At 43.4% G+C, this 20865-nt stretch carries 16 protein-coding genes and 1 pseudogene; 5 read left to right on the top strand and 12 right to left on the bottom strand.

Features of this window, described 5'->3' with window-relative positions; all coding sequences use genetic code 11:
- Positions 1-83 precede the first annotated feature (83 nt).
- The gene (locus tag AC2D3N_RS12770) at positions 84-4442 is read right to left on the bottom strand and encodes a Calx-beta domain-containing protein (protein ID WP_484691051.1); all 4359 of its coding nucleotides are present in this window, start codon (positions 4440-4442) and stop codon (positions 84-86) included.
- Positions 4443-4857: 415 nt separating this feature from the next.
- Between AC2D3N_RS12770 and AC2D3N_RS12765 the strand changes: the two genes are divergently transcribed.
- A complete protein-coding gene (locus AC2D3N_RS12765; RefSeq protein ID WP_079681075.1) occupies positions 4858-5043 on the top strand; it encodes a hypothetical protein in 186 nt (61 codons plus the stop codon).
- Positions 5044-5081: 38 nt separating this feature from the next.
- Here AC2D3N_RS12765 and AC2D3N_RS12760 read toward each other — a convergent pair whose 3' ends face one another.
- A complete protein-coding gene (locus AC2D3N_RS12760) occupies positions 5082-6041 on the bottom strand; it encodes a GDSL-type esterase/lipase family protein (RefSeq protein WP_079681074.1) in 960 nt (319 codons plus the stop codon).
- Between the two features lie 131 nt (positions 6042-6172).
- The gene (cpcD/petH, locus tag AC2D3N_RS12755; protein WP_484691050.1) at positions 6173-7375 is read right to left on the bottom strand and encodes a bifunctional rod-capping linker CpcD/ferredoxin--NADP reductase PetH; all 1203 of its coding nucleotides are present in this window, start codon (positions 7373-7375) and stop codon (positions 6173-6175) included.
- 292 nt (positions 7376-7667) lie between these two features.
- On the opposite strand from cpcD/petH, the gene AC2D3N_RS12750 reads away from it, so the two are divergent.
- Positions 7668-8468, top strand: a complete 801-nt coding sequence (locus tag AC2D3N_RS12750; RefSeq protein WP_200816848.1) for a sulfite exporter TauE/SafE family protein — start codon at positions 7668-7670, stop codon at positions 8466-8468.
- Positions 8469-8497: 29 nt separating this feature from the next.
- Here the strand turns inward: AC2D3N_RS12750 and AC2D3N_RS12745 are convergent, their stop codons facing one another.
- Together AC2D3N_RS12745 and leuS are read right to left on the bottom strand one after the other, a co-directional pair.
- On the bottom strand, positions 8498-9511 hold the full coding sequence (locus AC2D3N_RS12745) for a tetratricopeptide repeat protein (RefSeq protein ID WP_079681072.1): 1014 nt from the start codon (positions 9509-9511) through the stop codon (positions 8498-8500).
- Between the two features lie 309 nt (positions 9512-9820).
- Entirely contained in the window at positions 9821-12388 is a 2568-nt protein-coding gene (leuS, locus tag AC2D3N_RS12740; protein ID WP_484693757.1) for a leucine--tRNA ligase, read from the bottom strand.
- Between the two features lie 380 nt (positions 12389-12768).
- Here leuS and urtA point away from each other — a divergent pair, with 380 nt between their 5' ends.
- Together urtA and AC2D3N_RS12730 are read left to right on the top strand one after the other, a co-directional pair.
- Positions 12769-14100, top strand: coding sequence for an urea ABC transporter substrate-binding protein (gene urtA, locus AC2D3N_RS12735; protein ID WP_484691049.1), 1332 nt, complete (start codon positions 12769-12771; stop codon positions 14098-14100).
- A gap of 135 nt (positions 14101-14235) precedes the next feature.
- Positions 14236-14379 carry a hypothetical protein gene (locus AC2D3N_RS12730; protein ID WP_484691048.1) on the top strand — a complete coding sequence of 48 codons (144 nt, stop codon included), beginning with the start codon at positions 14236-14238 and terminating at the stop codon, positions 14377-14379.
- 69 nt (positions 14380-14448) lie between these two features.
- On the opposite strand, the gene proC is transcribed toward AC2D3N_RS12730, so the two are convergent.
- From proC to der, 7 genes and pseudogenes are all read right to left on the bottom strand, one after another.
- Positions 14449-15255, bottom strand: coding sequence for a pyrroline-5-carboxylate reductase (gene proC / locus AC2D3N_RS12725; RefSeq protein ID WP_484691047.1), 807 nt, complete (start codon positions 15253-15255; stop codon positions 14449-14451).
- Between the two features lie 370 nt (positions 15256-15625).
- Positions 15626-16228: a cell division protein SepF gene (locus AC2D3N_RS12720; protein WP_079678500.1), complete on the bottom strand. Its 603-nt coding sequence runs from the start codon at positions 16226-16228 to the stop codon at positions 15626-15628.
- A 122-nt stretch (positions 16229-16350) separates the two neighbouring features.
- Positions 16351-17022 carry a YggS family pyridoxal phosphate-dependent enzyme gene (locus tag AC2D3N_RS12715; protein ID WP_079678501.1) on the bottom strand — a complete coding sequence of 224 codons (672 nt, stop codon included), beginning with the start codon at positions 17020-17022 and terminating at the stop codon, positions 16351-16353.
- A gap of 35 nt (positions 17023-17057) precedes the next feature.
- Entirely contained in the window at positions 17058-17327 is a 270-nt protein-coding gene (pipX, locus tag AC2D3N_RS12710) for a transcriptional coactivator PipX (protein ID WP_079678502.1), read from the bottom strand.
- Positions 17328-17403: 76 nt separating this feature from the next.
- Positions 17404-18313 (bottom strand): annotated as a pseudogene (locus tag AC2D3N_RS12705) (energy-coupling factor transporter transmembrane component T family protein).
- A 167-nt stretch (positions 18314-18480) separates the two neighbouring features.
- Positions 18481-18867 (bottom strand): four helix bundle protein, encoded by a 387-nt coding sequence (locus AC2D3N_RS12700; RefSeq protein ID WP_484691046.1) that lies wholly within the window; start codon positions 18865-18867, stop codon positions 18481-18483.
- A 200-nt stretch (positions 18868-19067) separates the two neighbouring features.
- The gene (der, locus tag AC2D3N_RS12695) at positions 19068-20432 is read right to left on the bottom strand and encodes a ribosome biogenesis GTPase Der (RefSeq protein WP_079678504.1); all 1365 of its coding nucleotides are present in this window, start codon (positions 20430-20432) and stop codon (positions 19068-19070) included.
- A 296-nt stretch (positions 20433-20728) separates the two neighbouring features.
- Here der and AC2D3N_RS12690 point away from each other — a divergent pair, with 296 nt between their 5' ends.
- Positions 20729-20851, top strand: a complete 123-nt coding sequence (locus AC2D3N_RS12690) for a HAMP domain-containing histidine kinase (RefSeq protein WP_144017726.1) — start codon at positions 20729-20731, stop codon at positions 20849-20851.
- The last annotated feature ends 14 nt before the right edge of the window (positions 20852-20865 follow it).

Genomic DNA, 20865 nt, shown 5'->3' with positions numbered 1-20865 from the left:
GGGGCGGGTTCTTTACAAATTTCTGATACTCACAGATAACCTTTCTAAACCCGCCCCACTCATTCGTAATTCGTAATTCGTAATTAGAACAGTTGAGATTCAAAGGCTCCGATATCAATGATGTTATTAATAATTCGGTTAAAGCCTGTCCCCCGTTGGTCAAATTGTCCCGGGTCTGTATAGGGGGCAATAAAGCTATTACTTCCCTTGTTAATGGCGACACTGGTACTAGCTAGAGCCAAGGTAGGCGTGCCACCACCGTTATTTTGTAAGGGACTGAGTAAAGGATCAATCGGGGTGGTACTGCTACCGACTTGATCATTGTTCACTCCATTGACTAAACCCTGTCCTCCAGTTCCGTCTCCAATTATATTATTGCCACCACTCTTAAAGGCAAATTCTATGGATGCTCCCACGTCGGGGTCAAGGGGGGAGGTGTTACTGGCGATAATTGTGTTTTTCAGGTTGGCTACACCGCCAATATTTCTGACCCCGCCACTGTTTCCGGTCGCATTATTGAAGGCAATCGTACTATTGGTAATCGTCAAGTCCGCAACGGAGTTAAACACGCCACCACCGATGTTGCCTTTGTTGTTAGCAATCGTGCTATTAATAACTTGGACTTGACCATCAATCACAATAATTCCACCACCGTTGCTACCTATGTTATTGCTGATGGTACTATTTTGAACCGTGAGTTGGCCAGAGTTGGCGATCGCCCCCCCATTATTCGCCTGGTTTGCATCGAGCCAACTGTCGATCACCTTCACCTTACTGGTAGAGGAAGTAATATTAATCGCACCGCCCCGACTCCCTGTGGTCGTACTGCTTGTATTGGGTATCGTCCCGGCGGGGAAACCATTGCTCAGTTTCAATCCTTCAAAGGTGACATTCCCGCCATTAACGGTGAAAATATTGTAGTCTCCGCCCGTATCTCGACGAATCGTGAGCGCCGAGGCTCCTGGCCCATCAAAAATCACATCGCTACCGACCCCGGGTAAAGCCCCAGCCAGATTAATCACCCCAGCAGCGGCTTTGTCAACAAAGGTAATCTTATCTTCCCCTGGTAAAGATTCAGCGTTAAGAATCGCCTGACGTAAGGAACCTTCTACTAGGGTGGCATAGTCTGCCGGGGCTTGGCTGGTGGTATCTCCCAGTTGAGTCACGGCGGTATCATTGGCCAGAATTGTCACCTTTGCGGTATTTTCTTTGGGAGCAATCTTATAATTGCCGTCCGCTAAGACTAGGGTGAGGGATTCATCGGCTTCGGCTGGGACATCATCAATCGGAGTCAGGATGATATCAATACTGGATTGATTGTTGGGAAGGGTGAGCGTAGCGGTGGAGGTGTTACTGACCGCTACGGTTTGACCCGTCGAGGTGGTCAAAGTATAGTCCGCCGCGCTAATTTTATCGGGTTTTAGGGTGAGGTTGATCGTTAAATCCCCAAAGGTGTCCGGGGCGCGACTAATCCGATAAATCCCGTTTTTGGGTAGTTCATTGGGGACTTTTGTGGTGACAGGTTCGGTGGCCGTTGCTTCTACGGTGGTTAAACTGAGAGTGGCTTTGTCGTCATCTTTGATGGTCACGGTACTGGTAGGGATAATGTCTCCCGCGAGTCCGTTTTTGTCAAAATTAGCAAAGGAGAGTTGAAAGTCACGGTCAGGTTGCACCCGGGTGTTCCCAATAATTCCCAGGGGGACAATTTGTTTGTCTTGGTTAACAGCAAATTGAATTCTTTGGGGCCCTGGTGTAAAGTCGGTATTAGCGATCGCCGTCTCACTGGTAAATACCACATCCACACTAGAGGTTTGACTAATATCTCCTGAGCGAACCACCTGAACTTCATTAAACAGGCTAGTGGTGTCTCCTTCATCTACGCTGTAGTTGTTCTGGGTAAAGTTATAGCTAGGTGGGGAATCATCATCATCAATGATCAGAGCCGCTTGCGGGACTGTGGTTCCCGTTTGTCCATCGTTATCGAAGTTAGAAAAGGACAGAATTACGGTTTCGGTAGACTCAGATGTTTCATCCCCTTTAATCGTAACCGGTACCGTTTTACTAATTTCCCCAGGTGCAAATTGCACCGGGATGGTACTCGGGGTAAAATCATCTCCTGGGGTCGCTCCATTTTTGGCAGCGGGGTTTAAGTTCACCGTCACCGAGGAGTCAATATCAACCTTTCCTGAGCGAACAATAGTAATTTCACTGTAGGTAATATCACTATTCCCTTCCCGAACTCGATAAGTATTAGTGGTGAAGTCGTAGGTCGGAACATTATCATCGTCAACCACCAGTAACTCTGCGGTGGGATGCTGGTTCCCCACCAAAGCCCCTAGGGGGGGATTGAGGGAGAGATTCAGGGTTCTGTTTTGATTGGGTGTGAGGTTGCCGATAATGGTAATCGGGACAGTTTGAGCGATTTGTCCCGGGGTGAAGTTGACGGTGATTGGCCCGGGAACAAAATCTACATTGGGGATAGCATTGACTCCGGTAATATTAACTTCCACAGAGGAGTTAACATTAATATCCCCAGAACGATCAATTTCTACCAGTTGGGTAATATTACTGGAGTTACCTTCAAGGGTTTTGAATAGGGGTTCTTTGAAATCATAGGTAGTGGGGCCATCGTCGTCATTAATAATTAAGTTGGTTGTGGGATTAAGGGTTCCCGCTTGTCCCGTGGGGAGAAAACCGTCTGGTGCAAAGGATAGGATAATTGTTTCTGAAGGTTCAATTTCGTTATCACCAATGATCGGGATTTGGAAGGTATTCTCAGTCTGACCAGGGGCAAATTGTAGGACGATTTCCGTGGGTTCGACATCAACCCCAGGTGTTCCGCCATTCTGTCGGGCCGGGGTAAGCAAAACTCTAACACTCGATTGCTGACTGGTATCAAAAGTACGATTAACCGTAATCGTGGCTTGCTGAGGAAAGCCAGGATCACCCTCAAAGATGGGAAATTCCGGCTGACTAAAGTTATAAACCGGGGGTCTGGGCGGAAGATCTTCGCTCCCGATACTAGCTATGGCGGTGGATTGTTGTGGATTAGCGGTGTATAAAAAGCCGGATTCTTTTAAGGTGATATCGATAGTTAGGGGGTCTTCTTCAAATTTATCATTATTGATGGGAGCGAGTTTTAGGGTGGCGATGGTACCATTTGCCGGGAAGGAAATGCTACCTCCGGTACTCGTAAAGGTTTGGTTGTCAATAACGGTATAGTTTTCCCCTAGTTTCGCCGTTCCTCCCACGGTGAAGTTAACGTTAATTGGTAGGTCTAAGGAACCTCCCGCCCGTGTAAAGGTATAAACAAAGTTTTCTTCGCTGTTTTCGAGGATAGTAGAGGGAGCAACTGACAGACTAATCGCGGAGGGAAAGGGCCCGATGGGAAAAACGAGCGGTGGCGTTGAGTTGGTGGGAGGGACAGTTCCTGGGGAACTACTATCATTGTCTTGTAGGGTGACAACAATTTCCTGGGATTGTCCTAGGGTAGCTCCTCCGGTGGGATTGGCTAAAATTAACTTAAAGCTTTCATTCGGTTCGGTTTCTCGATCATCAATAACGGTTAAAGGAATAGGAACGATTTTAAAAGTTTCGTAAGGTTTAAAAACGATTTCTACGGGTTCTAGGTTAACGTCACTACCAGTGGCGGTGTCTAGTTGCAATTCTAGTTTTGCACTCACCGTATTAAACGGGGAGCCCGCCCGCCGAACGTTGACAAATAGGGCCGGTGTTTCGCCTTCTTTGACTACCAAGGAATCATTATTGGTAAACTCAATAATGGGCGTAAGGCTTTCGATCGACTGGGTAAAGTTGGCCTGATTATTCAGGGTTGTAGCTTGGGTTTCGGTTAACAATATCAGTTGTTGATTGCTGACCTTATCTTCAATTACGGTATCATTTCCCACTTGAACAAACCGCAAATCAGCAAATTTTAATTCCTTGGTTAATCCAAGTAAATCGACTCCAATTCTAAAATCGGTAATGATATCAATTTCACTATCAATGAGTTCTCGACCAATCACAAATACATCGGAACCCCCTCCACCGGTGAGTTCATTTTTCCCGCTTCCGCTATAGAGAAGGTCGTTTCCTCTATCTCCAAATAGCTGATCATTTCCACTACTGTTAAATAGGGTATCATTCCCCTGTCCACCATAAAGGAGGTCGTCACCTTCACCGCCATTGAGTTGATCGTCCCCACTATTGCCATAGGCAATATCATTCCCTGCTTCTCCTTCGAGGGTATCATTTCCCAGATCCCCAAACATCAGATCATTGCCATTACCCCCAGACAGCAAATCCTGATCCTGACCTCCATTCAGGGTATCGTTTTTGTCTAATCCTTGTAAGGTATCATTTCCTAAAAATCCTAGGATTTCATCGGGTTCGGGTGTCCCGGTTAAAAAATCATCGCTCGCAGTGCCAATAATTTGTGTCATATCCAGGAATCTAATTTAAGTGAGTAATTGATTTTAAGTTTGAGTTGGGTTAAATGTCGTTTTTTCTGTATCCCATGATACATAACGCCAATTAACCCCTATCTTTTGTCTGGAGTGTCCCCAGGTTGGTTAGTCCTGTACTGGAATGTTTCCCTCTAATATAAATTTTGTTAACACCACAAAGCTTACCCATAAGTCTCCTGTTTGTTAACAAATCTCAATATTGCAATAATTAGCGGTCAGTCGTTTAGTTGCCTCCCATCTTCCTCGATCTGTAACAAACTGTAAAGATTATCCCCAAAACCGTTAAACTTCGTTGCGGGATCATACAGTTTGGCAACGGACGTGATACCTTCTACCCAGTGACCAAAAAACACAGTTAAGCGTAAGGGGAGAAAAACCTGTGAAGTTAGAGATGGGATACTCAACAGCTTCTGATCATCAAGGCGTAAGTGCTTATGTGGCAGATTTACAACTGCACATGACGTTACAAGCTCGTAATTTAGTTCCCAACCTGACAATAGCTCGTGATTCTCGTGAGCAAATGCTACAACAAACTCAGGCAGACCTGGAAAAATTCGTTTCTCGCCAAACTCTCTAGTTCAGTTTGGCTATCCACCCTAAAAACCCGCAACCCTGCTATTTTTGGATTAATTGCGGGATTTCGATCCGATCATCGATCAGGAGAAAATCTGATGTCAGGTTATTTCGGATAGCGATTAAATCGCAATAATCGAAATCCTCTCGTCCTAATGCTTTTAGGGTGATTTTTTCTAGGGTATCTCCAGGTTTAACCTGATAGGAAACCCAACTATAGGATTGTCCATCTAAGGGAAGTTCTGATGATTTTTGTAACCATTTTTGATAGTTATGATCTCGGTTTTTAGATAGGCGAGATTCCGTTTGTTTCAGGGCAAATTGCCAAACTTTGTAACCTTCTGGACTCAGGTGTAAACCGTCGGTTGTTAATTCAGATCGGAGATTTCCCTGGGTATTAGTAAATCGTTGATGAAAGTCCAAATAGATGCTTCCCCTGTCGTTAACTTGTTGGGCTAAGTTTTGATTTAGTTGTTTAATTAAAGAATTTGGAATCGAAAAAGTTAGGGTTTCTGTTGGTAATTGAGTCGGAAAAATAGATTGAACTAAAATACGGGTATCAGGATAATTGTATTGTAAATAATCGAGTATTTTCTGATGGTTTTCTAATATCTCTGCAACGGGAACTTGTCTTTTTAAATCATTAATTCCAGCTAAAATATAAATATTATTAGGATTATTCTTGGCAAAAATATCCAGACGTTTTAAAATTCCACTGGTTGTATCTCCTGAAATCCCTTGATTTAACCAGAATGTTCCCGATGGTAATAAACTATTAGGAAACCACATACTTAGGGAATCTCCTAATAAAATATTCAGACGAGATGAATCAGATTTTTTGGCAATTTTATCTTTAATTAAATCGGATTCTTGCTTTAATATATCCAGCCAATCTTGATAATTTGGCTGGTCAATTTCATAGTCTGAATGGGTGTAAATTTGACTTTTATGCAGGGCAAAAAGCCTTTGTTGGTACATTTCAATGCCAGTTTTTGGGAGCATAAAATCATGGGAAACGGGGATAACGGATTTAAGAGGATTTCGCGGATTTCACGGATTTTCATCTGTGTTAATCGGCATCATCCTCTTAAATTCTTACACTGATAACTGGTAACTGTTTACTGATAACTGATTTAGTAGGTTTCAACGTGCCAACGATGTGCTTTTTTGAGTGTTTTCTGGTAGTCACTCCAGTTAACATCAAATTTACCCGCAGCCGAGGTCATACCTTCGTCAATTCCACCTTCCATACCTTTGAGACCACAAATATAGGTATGGGTATTATCTTTCTGAACTAATTGCCATAGTTCATCGGCGTTTTCTTTAATCCGATCTTGAATATACATTTTGCCACCTTCGGGATTTTGTTGCTCACGACTGATGGCATAGGTCAAGCGGAAGTTATCAGGAAATTCCCGTTGTAACTGTTCCAATTCTTCTTTATACAGAATATTGGCAGTGTAAGGAATTCCAAAGAATAGCCAAGCTAAACCCTTGAATTTGTAGTCTTCATGTTGTTCTTTAAACATCCGCCACAGGAAGGCTCGGAACGGCGCAATACCCGTACCCGTTGCCATCATCACCACCGTAGCTTCCTCATCATCAGGGAGTAACATTTCCTTACCCACCGGCCCGGTGATAGCCACATCCGCCCCGACTTCTAAATTGCATAGATGGGTGGAACAAACACCATAGACGGTTTCTCCAGTTTCAGGATGTTTGTATTCCAGTTGACGAACACAGAGGGAAACGGTTTTATCATCCAGTTTATCCCCATGACGAGTAGAGGCAATGGAATACAGCCTTAATTTATGGGATTTGCCTTTTTTATCTGTTCCAGGGGGAATAATCCCAATACTTTGACCTTCAACATAGCGTAAGTCGCCACCAGAGAGGTCAAAGGTGAGGTGACGGACAGTACCCGAACCGCCTTCACCCACGAGTTCATAGTTCTCAATACATTTCCCGATATAGGGATTGTTCGGACGGTAGGTATTAACGGGAATTTCCGTTTTGGCCTTGGCTTCAGTTATGGGCTGGCTGTTTTCTTCAGATGGTTGGCTCTGATGTTGACTGACAGTCGCTACGGACGTTTCGGGTAGAGGTTCACCCGCGGGGCGAATACTAACAATTTTCCCACCCGACCGAGCAATCCGACGCATTTCTTGATTCATGCGTTCGTAGGGGACAGTGACATAAACCACACCACTGCGACGAATCGGGAAGTTGAGTTTGTCTGTATTTTCCCCTTGTCGGAGTCCCTCCACTTCAAAGATAAAGACGCGGCCGTTAGCCCCTGTCTTGGTTGCAACACCATTTCCACTTGGACGATACATTCGTTTGTTCTCCCTTATAATGCCTAAGCTCTTAACTAACAAAATGTGACGAATACATCACTTGCTGGTTTTTTTGACGTGCGATGGACGGAAACAGTCAAATATTACTTTTCCCTCTCACACTGGCTTGAGGGCCGTTACTGTTGTCAATTTGCACTTTGCACTATTTTACAGCTTAGTGTTCATCGGCTAATCGGAATTAATGACACAGAAGATCGGCTTAGGGGAAACGCGCTATAAACATTTGTGACACAATACAATTGACCTATTGCTTTAAACTGGATATTTTTTGATGGTCATGGGGATTCTGCCTTGGGTGTTATTAGCCACATTGGGACTAGCCGCGGGAACAACGGCCGGATTACTCGGGATTGGTGGGGGAATGTTAGTTGTCCCGGGGTTATTTTATATTTTTAATTTAATGGGGTTTCCAACCGATCTGGTGATGCACAGTGCGATCGCCACTTCCATGAGTGTAATGACTTTTACGGCGACTTCTTCGATTGTGGCGCACCATTCTCAAGGGGATGTGCAATGGGGAGTTTTTTGGAAAATTATTCCTGGGATTCTATTAGGGGTTTTATTCGGTGCTTTATTAGATCATACTTTATCTAGTGCTTTACTGAAAATAATTTTCGGATTATTTTTATTATTGATTTCTGTTAAATTATTGCTAGATTTTAAACCTCGAGTACAATCAGATTCCTTACCTGGATTAGCTATAATCAACGCTGTAGGGTTGGGAATCGGTTTTAAGTCGGGTCTTCTCGGAGTAGGAGGCGGTGCAATTAGTGTTCCTTTTTTAATTTATTGCGGATTACCCATGTATGAAGTGGTGGGGACATCTTCCTCCTTTAGTTTACCGATTTCTATTTTAGGAACTTTGGCTTTTTTGCTATCTTCCCATGGCGATTCTTTTCTTCCTGGGTTTATTGGATATATTTACTGGCCAGCTTTATTATTAATCGCTCCGTTTGCAATCTTAGGCGCTTTTTGGGGAACAGCACTTTCCCATATTATTTCAGGAGAAAAATTACGGACGGGTTTTGCTTTATTTTTATTGTTCATTAGTTTAAATATGTTATTCACTTAAACCCAGAGACTGAATTAGCCGACAAGTTTTTATTCATTGATAAATTCAGCTTCACAGATAGTTGATTCCCTTTGTTCTAGGTCTTCTGCATCCCACAATCCATTCAGAAAGGTAGTATAAAAATATTCTCCGCCGTGTTGCATATCAACTTTAGGAGAGTTTTTAGCATAGGGACTCGGATCGGAAATCCCCCGTTGTGCTTGATAATGAATATAGGTATCTGAATTAACGCACATCACATGATAAAAGTCTTTATTGGCTCCCGATTCATCTCCTAGCTTATAACGAGATAGCCCCCGGTTTAAATAGGCTTTAATAAAGTTGGGATCAATATTTAGAACTTGATCAAAATCATCAATTGCGGCTTGATATTGTTTTAAGTTGTGATGAACACAGCCTCGATTATAATAGGCATAGACATTATAAGGATCAATTTGTAATGCTCGGTTATAATCTCGAATGGCGCGATCATGATTGCCTAATTGATAATGACATAATCCCCGATTAATATAGGCTTTAATATAATTCAATTCTAATTCAGTGGTTTTATTAAAATCATCTAAAGCCTTTTCTTTGATCCCTAATAAATAAAAAGCTCGACCGCGATTATAATAGGTTTTATGATTCTCAGGATTGAGGGATAGAGCTTGATTGTAATTATCAATTGCATCTTGATACTGTCCTGATTGGGCGATCGCTAATCCCAAATTATTATAAACCGCATCACTTTTGGGATTAAAACTTAGGGCGATTTTAAAATCTTGAATGGCTTTTTCATATTTGCCCAAATGTCTCCAAGCATTGCCTCGATTCACATAAGCATCGGGTAACTTAGGTTCGATTTGTAAGGCTTTTGTTAAATCACTCACCGCTTTTTGATAGTCTTTCAAATAATAATAAACTAGACCCCTATTATTATAAGCATTGGCATAATTAGGGTTTAATTGAATCACTTGATCAAAATCCTTCAAAGCACCCTGATAATTGCCTAGGCGTGCTTTTGTTAAACCTTGTTCATAAAATCTTTTACTATTATTAAACATGGAACTCCCTTTTGGTAAATTAAACTCAGTTGATTTTTATAGAAATATTAAATTTGATTAAAAACAGGCGAACCCTACTGAAATCTAGGATTATGCTTTGAGCTTGATCTTCTCAGTCTGGGCAAAAATTCCTTTACACTTCCCCATTGTCCATGATATCAAATTTAGAATTCAAAAGTCTGGAGTCTGGACAAAAAATTTACAATCATCTGATATCCCCAACCTAATCCCTAATTTATTTATTCTGCATAAAAAACCCCCAAACCGGAAAAGTTTGGAGGAATCTTAAAGTATTTTAACCGTGCTGGGTTAAACGACTACAAAATTGACTAATTTTCCCGGGACAACAATCACTTTTTTAATAGTTTTGTCCCCAATATGACGTTGACTCACTTCAGAATTTCGGGCATATTCTTCTAAAGTTTGGTGATCGGCGGTCGCTGGAACTTGCAGCGTCCCACGGGTTTTTCCATTAATTTGAATCACTAAGGTAATTTCATCCACCACTAAGGCTTCTGGCTCATGCTCAGGCCATATTTGAGTATGAATTGAACCCGTTTTTCCAATCAATTGCCATAATTCCTCCGCGATATGGGGGGCAAAGGGAGCTAATAATTTCAACAGGGTTTCAATGCCTTCAGAATAAACGATAGACTCCTTACAATTCGCCTCTGATAAAGCATTACTGAGTTTCATTAATTCAGATACGGCCGTATTAAATTGATAGTCTCCGTTTAAATCCTCGCTGACTTCTTTAATAGCCGTATGAATCGCCCGTTTTAAGTCTTTTTCGACTTTAGTTAATTCTCGATTCTTAGGTTTAGAAGTGGTAATTTCAGCAAATTCGGTAACAATTCTCCAAACCCGATTTAAGAAGCGAAATTGTCCCTCAACATCGGCATCATCCCATTCTAAATCCTTCTCAGGAGGGGCTTTAAATAGAATAAACATTCGGGCGGTATCAGCCCCATATTTGCCCATTACTTCTAATGGATCAACCCCATTATATTTAGATTTAGACATCTTCTCATAAAAGACTTCTAACTTTTCTCCCGTGGTCGGATCTTGGGGATTACTCGGACTAACTTGGGAGGCGGAAAAATACTTTCCAGTGGTGCGGTTTTTATAGGTAATTCCCTGCACCATTCCTTGAGTTAATAACTTTTCAAAGGGCTCTTTACAATGTAATAATCCGCGATCGCGCACCACTTTAGTAAAGAATCGAGAATACAACAAATGCAAAATGGCGTGTTCAATACCACCCACATATTGATCTACTGACATCCAATCATTAGTAATGGCTGGATTGAATACTTGTTGATCATTTTTGGCATCGGGATAACGCAAATAATACCAAGAAGAATCAATAAAAGTATCCATGGTATCGGTTTCCCGTTTAGCCGGAGTTCCACAACTTGGACAAGGCACATTAATCCAATCTTCTAATTGGGCTAAAGGAGACAAACCTCGACCACTAAATTTAACATTTTCCGGCAATTTTACGGGTAAATCTTGATCAGGAACTGCCACCGCCCCACAATTCGGACAATGAATAATCGGGATCGGAGTTCCCCAATAGCGTTGACGGGAAATCAACCAATCTCTTAACCGATATTGAATAATTCCTTTGCCATATCCTTCATCTTCAGCATAGTCAATAATCGCTTGTTTAGCGTGTTCGGAATGTTCCCCACTAAAATTACAGGATTCGACTAAAATTCCTGTTCCCGTATAGGCGGTTGTGATTTGATCATTTTCCTCATTATCATTATCCGCATCATCAGGAACAATCACCTGTTTGATGGGTAAATCATATTGAGTGGCAAATTGAAAATCCCGAACATCATGGGCTGGAACTCCCATGACCGCGCCCGTTCCATATCCATATAAAACATAATCCGCAATCCAAATCGGAATTTCTTCCTCATTAAAAGGATTAAGGACTTTTCCCCCGGTAGGAACGCCGCGTTTTGGTTTATCTTCCGAGGTGCGATCGGTTTGGCTTTCGTTTTTAACTTCCTGAATAAATGCTTCTACGGCGGCTTTTTGTTCGGGAGTTGTTACCTGAGCAACTAAGGGATGTTCCGGGGCTAATACCACATAGGAAACCCCATAAACCGTATCGGGACGGGTGGTAAAAACGGGGATATTTTCATCTAACCCAATGATCGGAAATTCTAACTGTGCCCCAATGGATTGTCCAATCCAGTTAGCTTGCATTAATTTAACCCGTTCCGGCCAGCCGTTTAAATGCTCTAAATCGTTGAGTAATTCGTTAGCATAGTCGGTAATTTTTAAGAACCATTGCCGCAATAATTTCTGCTCAACAATAGCCCCAGACCGCCAAGATCTTCCCTCATTATCGACTTGTTCATTAGCCAGCACCGTTTGATCAATTGGATCCCAATTAACCGCCGCTTCTTTTTGATAGGCGAGTCCACACTTATAGAATTGTAAGAATAGCCATTGTGTCCAACGGTAATATTCCGGGGAACAGGTGGTGACCTCCTTTTCCCAATCAATGGAGAACCCCAACTTTTGCAGTTGTTCCCGCATTTGGGCAATATTTTGATACGTCCATTCCGCCGGAGGAATTCCTCGGTCAATGGCGGCATTTTCGGCGGGTAGTCCAAAGGCGTCCCACCCCATGGGATGTAAGACACGATAGCCTTGCATCCGTTTGTGTCGGGCGATCACGTCAGTAATGGTATAATTGCGAACGTGACCCATGTGTAAACTCCCCGACGGATAGGGGAACATGGATAGCGCGTAAAATTTGGGCCGGTTTTTATCGGTCGGGGTTTTGTACAACCCCTGTTGTGCCCAGGTTTGTTGCCACTTTTGTTCAAGGGATGCAGGATTATATCGAGACTCCACAGCCATACTTCGTGCCGGATACGTTTTCTTATTTGTTTATTATTTTTACATATTGGTGAGGTTACAAACCTAAGCTAAGGGTTTCCCAGTTCCATTTCACTGTTTAATTTCTTCTGGGTTAGGGGTATGTCTTTATGCCAATAATCAATATTTTGTATTGTAGATTACAATTCGACCCATGGAATTCCTCTAGTATACGAAGCCTGAATAGGAAATTGCCCCACCCTATCTTCACTGAGTCGCAGTCAATTATTAATTTTTAAGTGTTTTTATCTACTGCGTAATCCATGAATTAAACTGATTCTAAGATGGCAGATAGGGTCAAGAAAATCACCTATTCTTCGAGCAACTTTATTAAGTTAAATTCCTAAATAGTCATCGTGAAAAAAAATTTCGGTAGACGCAAATTCTTAGTTTATGGTTCGGCAGCCTTTGGGAGTACCCTGTTCCTGAAAGGGTGTGCCAACTCTGCTAACAATAATACCACGAGTTCAACCCCAACCTCAACCGCAACCCCAACCTCAACCCCCAGCGGTGGCGGCGATACCATTAAGGTGGGAATTCTTCACTCCTTAAGTGGAACGATGGCAATTAGTGAAACTACCGTTGTGGAAGCCGAAAAGTTGGCAATTAAAGAAATTAACGCCAATGGTGGGGTGCTTGGTAAACAAATTGAAGCCGTAGTTGAAGATGGTGCTTCTGACTGGCCGACTTTTGCCGAAAAAGCTCAAAAATTAATCGACCAAGATAAAGTTGTTACTGTTTTTGGTTGCTGGACATCTGCCAGTCGGAAAGCGGTAAAAGATGTATTTGAATCGAGAAATCATATGTTATGGTATCCGGTTCAATACGAAGGTCAAGAATGTTCTAAAAACATTTTTTATACCGGAGCCGCCCCGAATCAACAAATTGAACCCGCCGTACAATGGTTATTTGATAATAAAGGTAAGGAGTTTTTCCTAGTAGGCTCCGACTATGTTTTTCCCCGCACGGCTAACAATATTATTAAGGAACAATTAAAAGCTATTGGTGGCACAACCGTAGGGGAAGATTATTTACCTCTAGGGAATACGGAAGTTACCCCAATTATTACTAAAATTAAACAGGCATTACCCAATGGCGGTGTGATTTTTAATAGTTTGAATGGAGATAGTAATGTAGCCTTCTTCAAACAGTTACAAGGGGCGGGAATGACCCCGGAAAAATATCCGGTGATGTCGGTCAGTATTGGGGAAGAAGAAGTCCGACAAATTGGTAAAGACTTCCTTTTGGGTCACTATGCCGCTTGGAACTATTTCCAAACCGTTGACACTCCCACTAATAAGAAATGGGTAGAAGCGTTTAAAGCTGAATATGGGCCAGACCGGGTAACTAATGACCCGATGGAAGCCGCTTATTTGATGGTCTATTTGTGGAAACAGGCCGTAGAAAAAGCCGGAACTGCTGATGATTTAGAGAAGGTTAGATTGGCAGCTATCGGTCAAAGTTTCGATGCTCCTGAGGGCAAAGTGACGATGTTCCCCAACCATCATATTTCTAAAACCGTGCGGATGGGACAGGTACGGGATGATGGATTATTTAATATTGTTTGGGCAACGGAAGGCCCCGTTGATCCGATTCCCTGGAACCAATTTGTTCCGGCGACCAAGGGCTTTGGTTGTGACTGGACTGATCCCAAGAAAGGGGAAAAATACAAAATGGAAGCGACATAATTAATCAATTTTAACCCCTGATTTAGATCCCCCCTAAAAAAGCCCCGGCGCTGTTTCATTTGCCAGAAATTAGGTGCAAAAAAGCCAAAGATAATTGATATTTTCGGCTATCATTCTTTGAGTTATTGTCGGAGAATGATAGCCGTTAATTCTGGAAAGATTAAGAACCATATTTCTGATAATTGCGATCGCGAAAAACGTCTGAATCAACCCGATTCTGTTTGGACATTTATTATTTTATTTGCGATCGCCTTGATTTTTGTAATAGCAATCGCCTAAAATAAAATTAATATTAACTAAGTAGTGAGGCGTTCACGCCTCATTCAGCCCTAAAGGGCTTACTACATTCTAACTTCCTAGCTCTTTTGAACGTTGGGTTGCGGCTTTTACGGCTTCAATTAATGCCGAACGAAATCCGGCTTTTTCCAGTTGGGAAACCCCTGCAATTGTTGTTCCCCCCGGACTGGTAACACGGTCTTTTAATTCTGCCGGATGTAACTTTGATTCCGATAGAAGTTGGGCTGTTCCTAATACCGTTGATAATGCTAATTTTGCCGCAATCGGTCGAGGGAGTCCAGAGGCGACGCCGCCATCGGCTAAGGCTTCAATTAAAATCGCCACATAAGCCGGGCCAGAACCCGATAATCCGGTGACGGCATCCATTAGGGTCTCCGCCACCTCTACCACGTCCCCAACGGCCTGAAAAATGCCTTTGGTGAGATCTAAATGGGAGGGTTGCACCAATTTTCCAGAGGCGATCGCACTGATCCCCGCCCCAACCGTCGCCGGAGTATTGGGCATAATTCTAATTACGGGATGGTGGGGAAAAGCCGTTTCTAATTTATTTAGGGTAACTCCCGCTAAAATAGACAAAATAACGGTATTTTTTGATAGGGTTTCACCCTCGGCTAATTCCGTTGCGATCGCGCCAAAAATTTGGGGTTTAATGGCTAATAAAAGGGCTGCCGTCGCCTGGGTTGTTTGTTTATTATTATCTGCGATCGCCACGCCATAATGTTGAGATAAATAATTACAACGCTCTAATTGCGGGTCACTAATAATAATTTCAGCAGGTTGATAAATATTGGCAGAAATTAAGCGGGATATAATAGCTTCTGCCATCACCCCGCCACCAATTACACCCAATTTAAACATAAAATAAACTCGTAAAATAAAGCCGTTAGCTGTTAACCCTTTACAGTTGAGAAGGGATCACCGAAGAAGAAGGTTTTGGGGGTTAGGTTTTGGGGGTTAGGTTCTAGGGTTCTAAGGTTCTAGGTTCTGAGGTTACAGGTTCTAAGGTTCCAGGTTCTAAGAATTGTTAATTTCTTCCCTCCCCTGCCTCCCCTGCCTCCCCTGCTCCCCCTGCCTCCCCTGCCTCCCCTGCCTCCCCTGCTCCCCCTGCCTCCCCTGCCTCCCCTGCCTCCCCTGCCTCCCCTGCTCCCCCTGCCTCCCCTGCCTCCCCTGCCTCCCCTGCCTCCCCTGCCTCCCCTGCTCCCCCACTCCCCCACTCCCTTCTACTAATTTACTGAATAGCCTGGGCGGGCTGCCATGGGGGGGCTGCCGGGCTACTGGTGCGGGAGTTACGAGCTTGGGGGATGCCTTCGTGGACAACGCCGCCGCCTTGAGTTCTGACCTGAACACAACTGGGCGTAAACAGGAAAATGCTTTCCCCAATTCGTTCTTGATGGCCGTCGAGGGCGAAGGTTCCACCCGCCACAAAATCAACGGCTCTTTGGGCCTGATCAGGATCCATTAAGGTTAAATTAAGTACAACAGACTTGCGTTCTTTGAGGGCGCGAATCGCTGTCGGCATTTCCTCAAAGGTGCGGGGTTCCATCACCACGACTTCAGAAATTCCATTCAGAGCGCCAGGCATTCCGATAACATTACTCATTGTTGATCCAATTCCAACTTCAGACATTACACCAGTATTAATCGATCCAGTAGACCGTTGTGACCGACGAGACGCCCGGGGGTCTTCTGCCGCTACGGTCGGGGTGGGCTGTTCTTGCGGGGGAGGATAGTTACCCGGGTAACGATTCCCCTCCGTTTCGTCGTATTCGTAATCGTATTCTACAGAGTCATTGAACCCTACAAAATCTTTTAGTCTATTAAAAATGTTCACGGTCTAGTCTCCATCACTCACGACTTTAGAATTTCAACTCAACTTCCAGTTTAGATGGGTTGAGGGTCTGGTTTATATTGAATTTGTTTAAGACTCGCCTATTTTACTGTTAATTGTTGTATTTAACTCCTCCTTTGGCCAAAAATTATCCGTCCTAGTCGAATCATGGTAGCACCTTTTTGAATGGCTAAAGGATAATCTTCCGACATCCCCATGGATAATTCCTGCATCCTAATATTAGTCCAATTCTGTTGTCGAATGGTTTCTGCTAATTCCCGGGTGCGGTCAAAAATATCTAGGGTTTCGGACTCGGTTAACCCCAAGGGGGGAATGGTCATTAAACCTTGAATTTTGAGATGCTGACAGTCATTTAACTGGGGCAATTCTGCCAATAGTTCGGGGATAGTCCAGCCAAACTTATTAGGATCGGGGATAATTTTAACTTGAAGACAAACTTGGGGTTGACATCCTAATTCACCTGCTAGATGATCTAAACGTAGGGCTAACTTTAGACTATCTACGGATTCAATCCATTCAAACAGTTGTAATGCTTTTGCAGCTTTATTGGTTTGCAAATTACCGATTAAATGCCAAGTAATATCACTGAGATCTTGGAGTTGAGGATATTTTTCCGCCGCTTCTTGGACTCGATTTTCTGCAAAATCTCGAATTCCAGCTTGATAAGCGACCCGCATGGCTTCAACAGAAACTGTCTTTGTGACCGCAATTAATCGCACCGACTCGGGAATGGAGTCTCGAATTTTAGCAATCTGTTCAGTAATCAAATCAGTCATGTTAAGTAAGTTGGCCGTTGGCGGTTTCAGCTAAACTATTGAAACGTATTACGATGGACTTCTTGGAGTTTTTTATATTCTTCGGCCTGTCCAGTGCGGCGGAGCATTCTCAGACGAATTTCCAGCAAGAGTTTGGCATCGGAACGACTAATCGGTTCAAATTTGAGTCCCGGTGGCCCCTGAGTCACTAAAAAAAATAGGCGCTGGGCGTAAAGGGTTGTAAATAGTTCTTGATGATCCTCAACGGCGCATATTTTGAACAATAGCCCGAAGTTGGGATGATTCATGTAAGTTTCTGTGGTCATTCAGTTTCACAACTAACAAATAAGGGCTTGATTTAGGAGACAGAACTATTTTAGGCGATCGGGTCAACTCAGAATCTCAAATTTCTCCTCCCCAAACCCACCGGACACCCCAGAATACCATCAGACAAATCAGAGCTACTCCATCCCAAGGTTTAAAGCGAAGTTGATGCCATTCTACCCGATGTTGATCAGGACTGGTGAACCCTCGAACCTGCATGGCGCTGGCAATTTGTTCGGCGCGTAATAATAAATTTTGTAAAAGCCGTTCGGCCAAGGTTAACCAAACCTGAATGGTGCGTCGTAGTCCTAATTTTTTCCAATTAATGGCACGGGTTTCTGACAGAACGGATTAAATTTTGAATTTCCTCTAAAACTAAGGGAAAAAATCGCAGGGATAGGGTCAGGGTTAGGGCAATTTCTGTAACGGGTAATTTTAACTTTCGTAGGGGTTCCATGAGGCTTTCTAAAGCCATGGCAATTTCTTCAGAAGCGGTGGTTAATAAATACAAATTTGTACTATAAACCAGGGTAAACAATAGGGTACTCGTCCTAATCGCTAAATCAACGGAATAGCGGGTAATTTCTAGGGGCCCTTGGGAAAATAATACATATCGATAGGAGGTGGGTTGCGGTAAGGGTTCTGTTGATCCAGATGCAGAAAAAAAGGTTAATTCCTGTTCAGGAAGTCGAGGTTGATGGTTAACTGCCAAACCATCGGGCATAATACAACTTAATAGAAATAGTAACCCACAAAACATCAGTAACCACCCCATTTGTCGCTTCCAAACCCGCAAAGGAATGCGCGCCAATAGGGTGATTAAAATTAACAACCCAACCAAAACTAATCGCCACCACGGATTAGCTAATAAAGGAGCCACTAAAAAGCTCATTAACCAAATTAACTTAACCCGGGCGTCGAGACGATGTAACCCGGTAATTGGTTGTTCTAAATATAATCCAATGGGAAGCGATCGGAGTAAGTCCATATAGGAGAGCAGGGGGAGTGGGGGGGCAGGGGGAGCAGGGGGAGCAGGGGAGGCAGGGGGGGCAGGGGGGGCAGGGGGGGCAGGGGGAGCAGGGGAGGCAGGGGGAGCAGGGGAGGCAGGGGGAGTAGGGGAGTAGGGGAGTAGGGGAGTAGGGGAGTAGGGGAGATTTAGTGTTTTATTAGCCAGGGTGTGGGATTGTTGATCATGGTGACAAGACCCGCTAAAACTTGGTTGTAGGTTCCATAAAGTTCTCGGCCGGTTTCTGCGTTCATGTAATGGCATCTCACGGCAAATTCAATCCAAGTTTGGGTTTCCGATGCTTCAGATTCGCAATCGTTAAGTTTAGCAATAAAAGCGGCTTCATACCGACGTTTTCGCCAGGCTTCGGCAAAATTTGCACAAACAGAACGTGATGAACGACGAATCTGATCGGTGAGTGAATATCGTTCTTCGACTGGAAATTTCTTAGACAGTTCAAAAATTTGCATAGCAACTTCAAACGCCTTCTTATATATCTCCAAATCCCGATGATCTTTAAGGGGTTCTCTATCCATCTACCTCATAACTTAAAAGTTCATCCAAATAACATAGTTAGTTAAGACTTAGGCTGGTCAACAGAAGCTCTTTTTCAAGCCCCTGCTCCCCCTGCCTCCCCTGCCCCCCTTGCCTCCCCTGCCCCCCCTTGCCTCCCCTGCCTCCCCTGCCCCCCTTGCCTCCCCTGCCCCCCTTGCCTCCCCTGCCCCCTCTGCTCCTATTACTTAACGCGGGTGGCTCGGTTAGCGGGATTTCGTTCGATTTCTCGGGCGGATTTGCCTCGCCAAATTAACTTAATCGGTGTGCCTTTAAAGCCCAATTGTTTGCGGAATTGACCATCAATATAACGGCGGTAATTGTCATTAAATCGTTTGGGATCATTAACAAATAAAACCAACGTTGGAGGTTTACTACTGACTTGGGTTCCATAATAGATTTTCCCCTGTTTCCCTTGGCGAGTGACGGGGGGAGAATGCCAACTGATCGCTTCTTCGATCACTTCATTAATCACGGCCGTTGAGACCCGTCGTTCATGACCTTCGGCGGCGGTATCAACTAAATTGAGAATTTTTTCCACCCGTTGACCGGTTTTAGCACTGATAAAAATTAATTCCGCCCAATCCATAAAATAGAGTTTGGCTCGGACTTCTTTTTCATAGTCTAAAATAGTATAAGTATCCTTCTCGATCGCATCCCATTTATTCACCACAATTACACAGGATCGACCTTCTTCAATAATCCGATCGGCTAATTTTTGATCTTGATCGGTGACTTGATCAATTGCATCAATCACGAGTAACACCACATCCGCCCGATTAATAGCTTTAAAAGCTCGATTAATCCCAAAAAATTCCGCCCCATATTCCACATTTTTCTTGCGTCGAATTCCGGCGGTATCAATTAACCGATAGGTTTTTCCATCCCGTTCAATTACTGTATCAATGGCATCCCGGGTTGTGCCGGAAATGGGACTGACAATGGCGCGATTTTCTCCTAAAAAGGCATTCAATAAACTCGATTTTCCGACATTAGGACGACCAATGATCGCTACTTTAATTTCTTTTTCCGTTTCGATTTCATCAATCGAGGGTAAATGCTTAATTAAATCATCTAATAATTCCCCGGTTCCCGATCCATGAATCCCGGAAACCGGATAGGGTTCTCCTAGTCCCAGTTCCCAAAAATCGGCAGCTTGAATCATTCCGGTGGTGGGAGATTCACATTTATTGACTGCTAATAAAATCGGTATTGATTGTTCTCGTAACCAAATGGCGATCGCTTCATCCCCGCCCGTTAACCCCACCTGACCATCCACCACAAAAATCGCGGCGGTAGCTTCGGTTAAAGCGATCATTGCTTGTTCTCGAATCAGGGGCAAAAATTCCGTATCATCATCAAAGACTAAACCGCCGGTATCTACGACCTGAAATTCTCGATCCTGCCAAAAAGCCGGACGATAGGTGCGATCGCGGGTAATACCGGGCTGATCATGCACAATCGCTTCAGGATTACCCGCCAAACGATTGGCTAGAGTTGATTTTCCCACATTAGGACGGCCAATAATAGCAACAATAGGTAGAGACATAAATCTGTTTGGTAAGACGTAATTAACGGTAGGAGTATAATTGCTTTTCTCCTACAGTGTGCTGGGGGGGCTAACAGTAATGAGCAAAGGGTTGATTTTGGATTCTGACGCTTTTCGCACAGCATTTTAATTGTACATTAAAAATCTACATTAAATCAAACAGTTAGTGACTAGCACCAAATGCTCTTGATATCCGAAATAGCATTAGACTTGATGACCATATTGCAGAGTTTGGGTGCGCCCGTTTTGTCTACAATCACTTTTTAGTTCATGGTGAAATCTATCTGAATAATTTAATGAGTCATATTCAAATTATTGAAGAAAAACATCAAGGTAAAATCTTCTATTGTTCCTCGATGCTAGGACAAGGAACCTGTTTCACAATAGAACTGGGGATTACCACTGTTTTAGATGTTTAGCAAATTAAATTAGA

The sequence above is a fragment of the Planktothrix sp. PLAVEN19ND genome (genome assembly GCF_057220675.1).
This window is presented reverse-complemented; position numbering and strand designations above follow the sequence as displayed.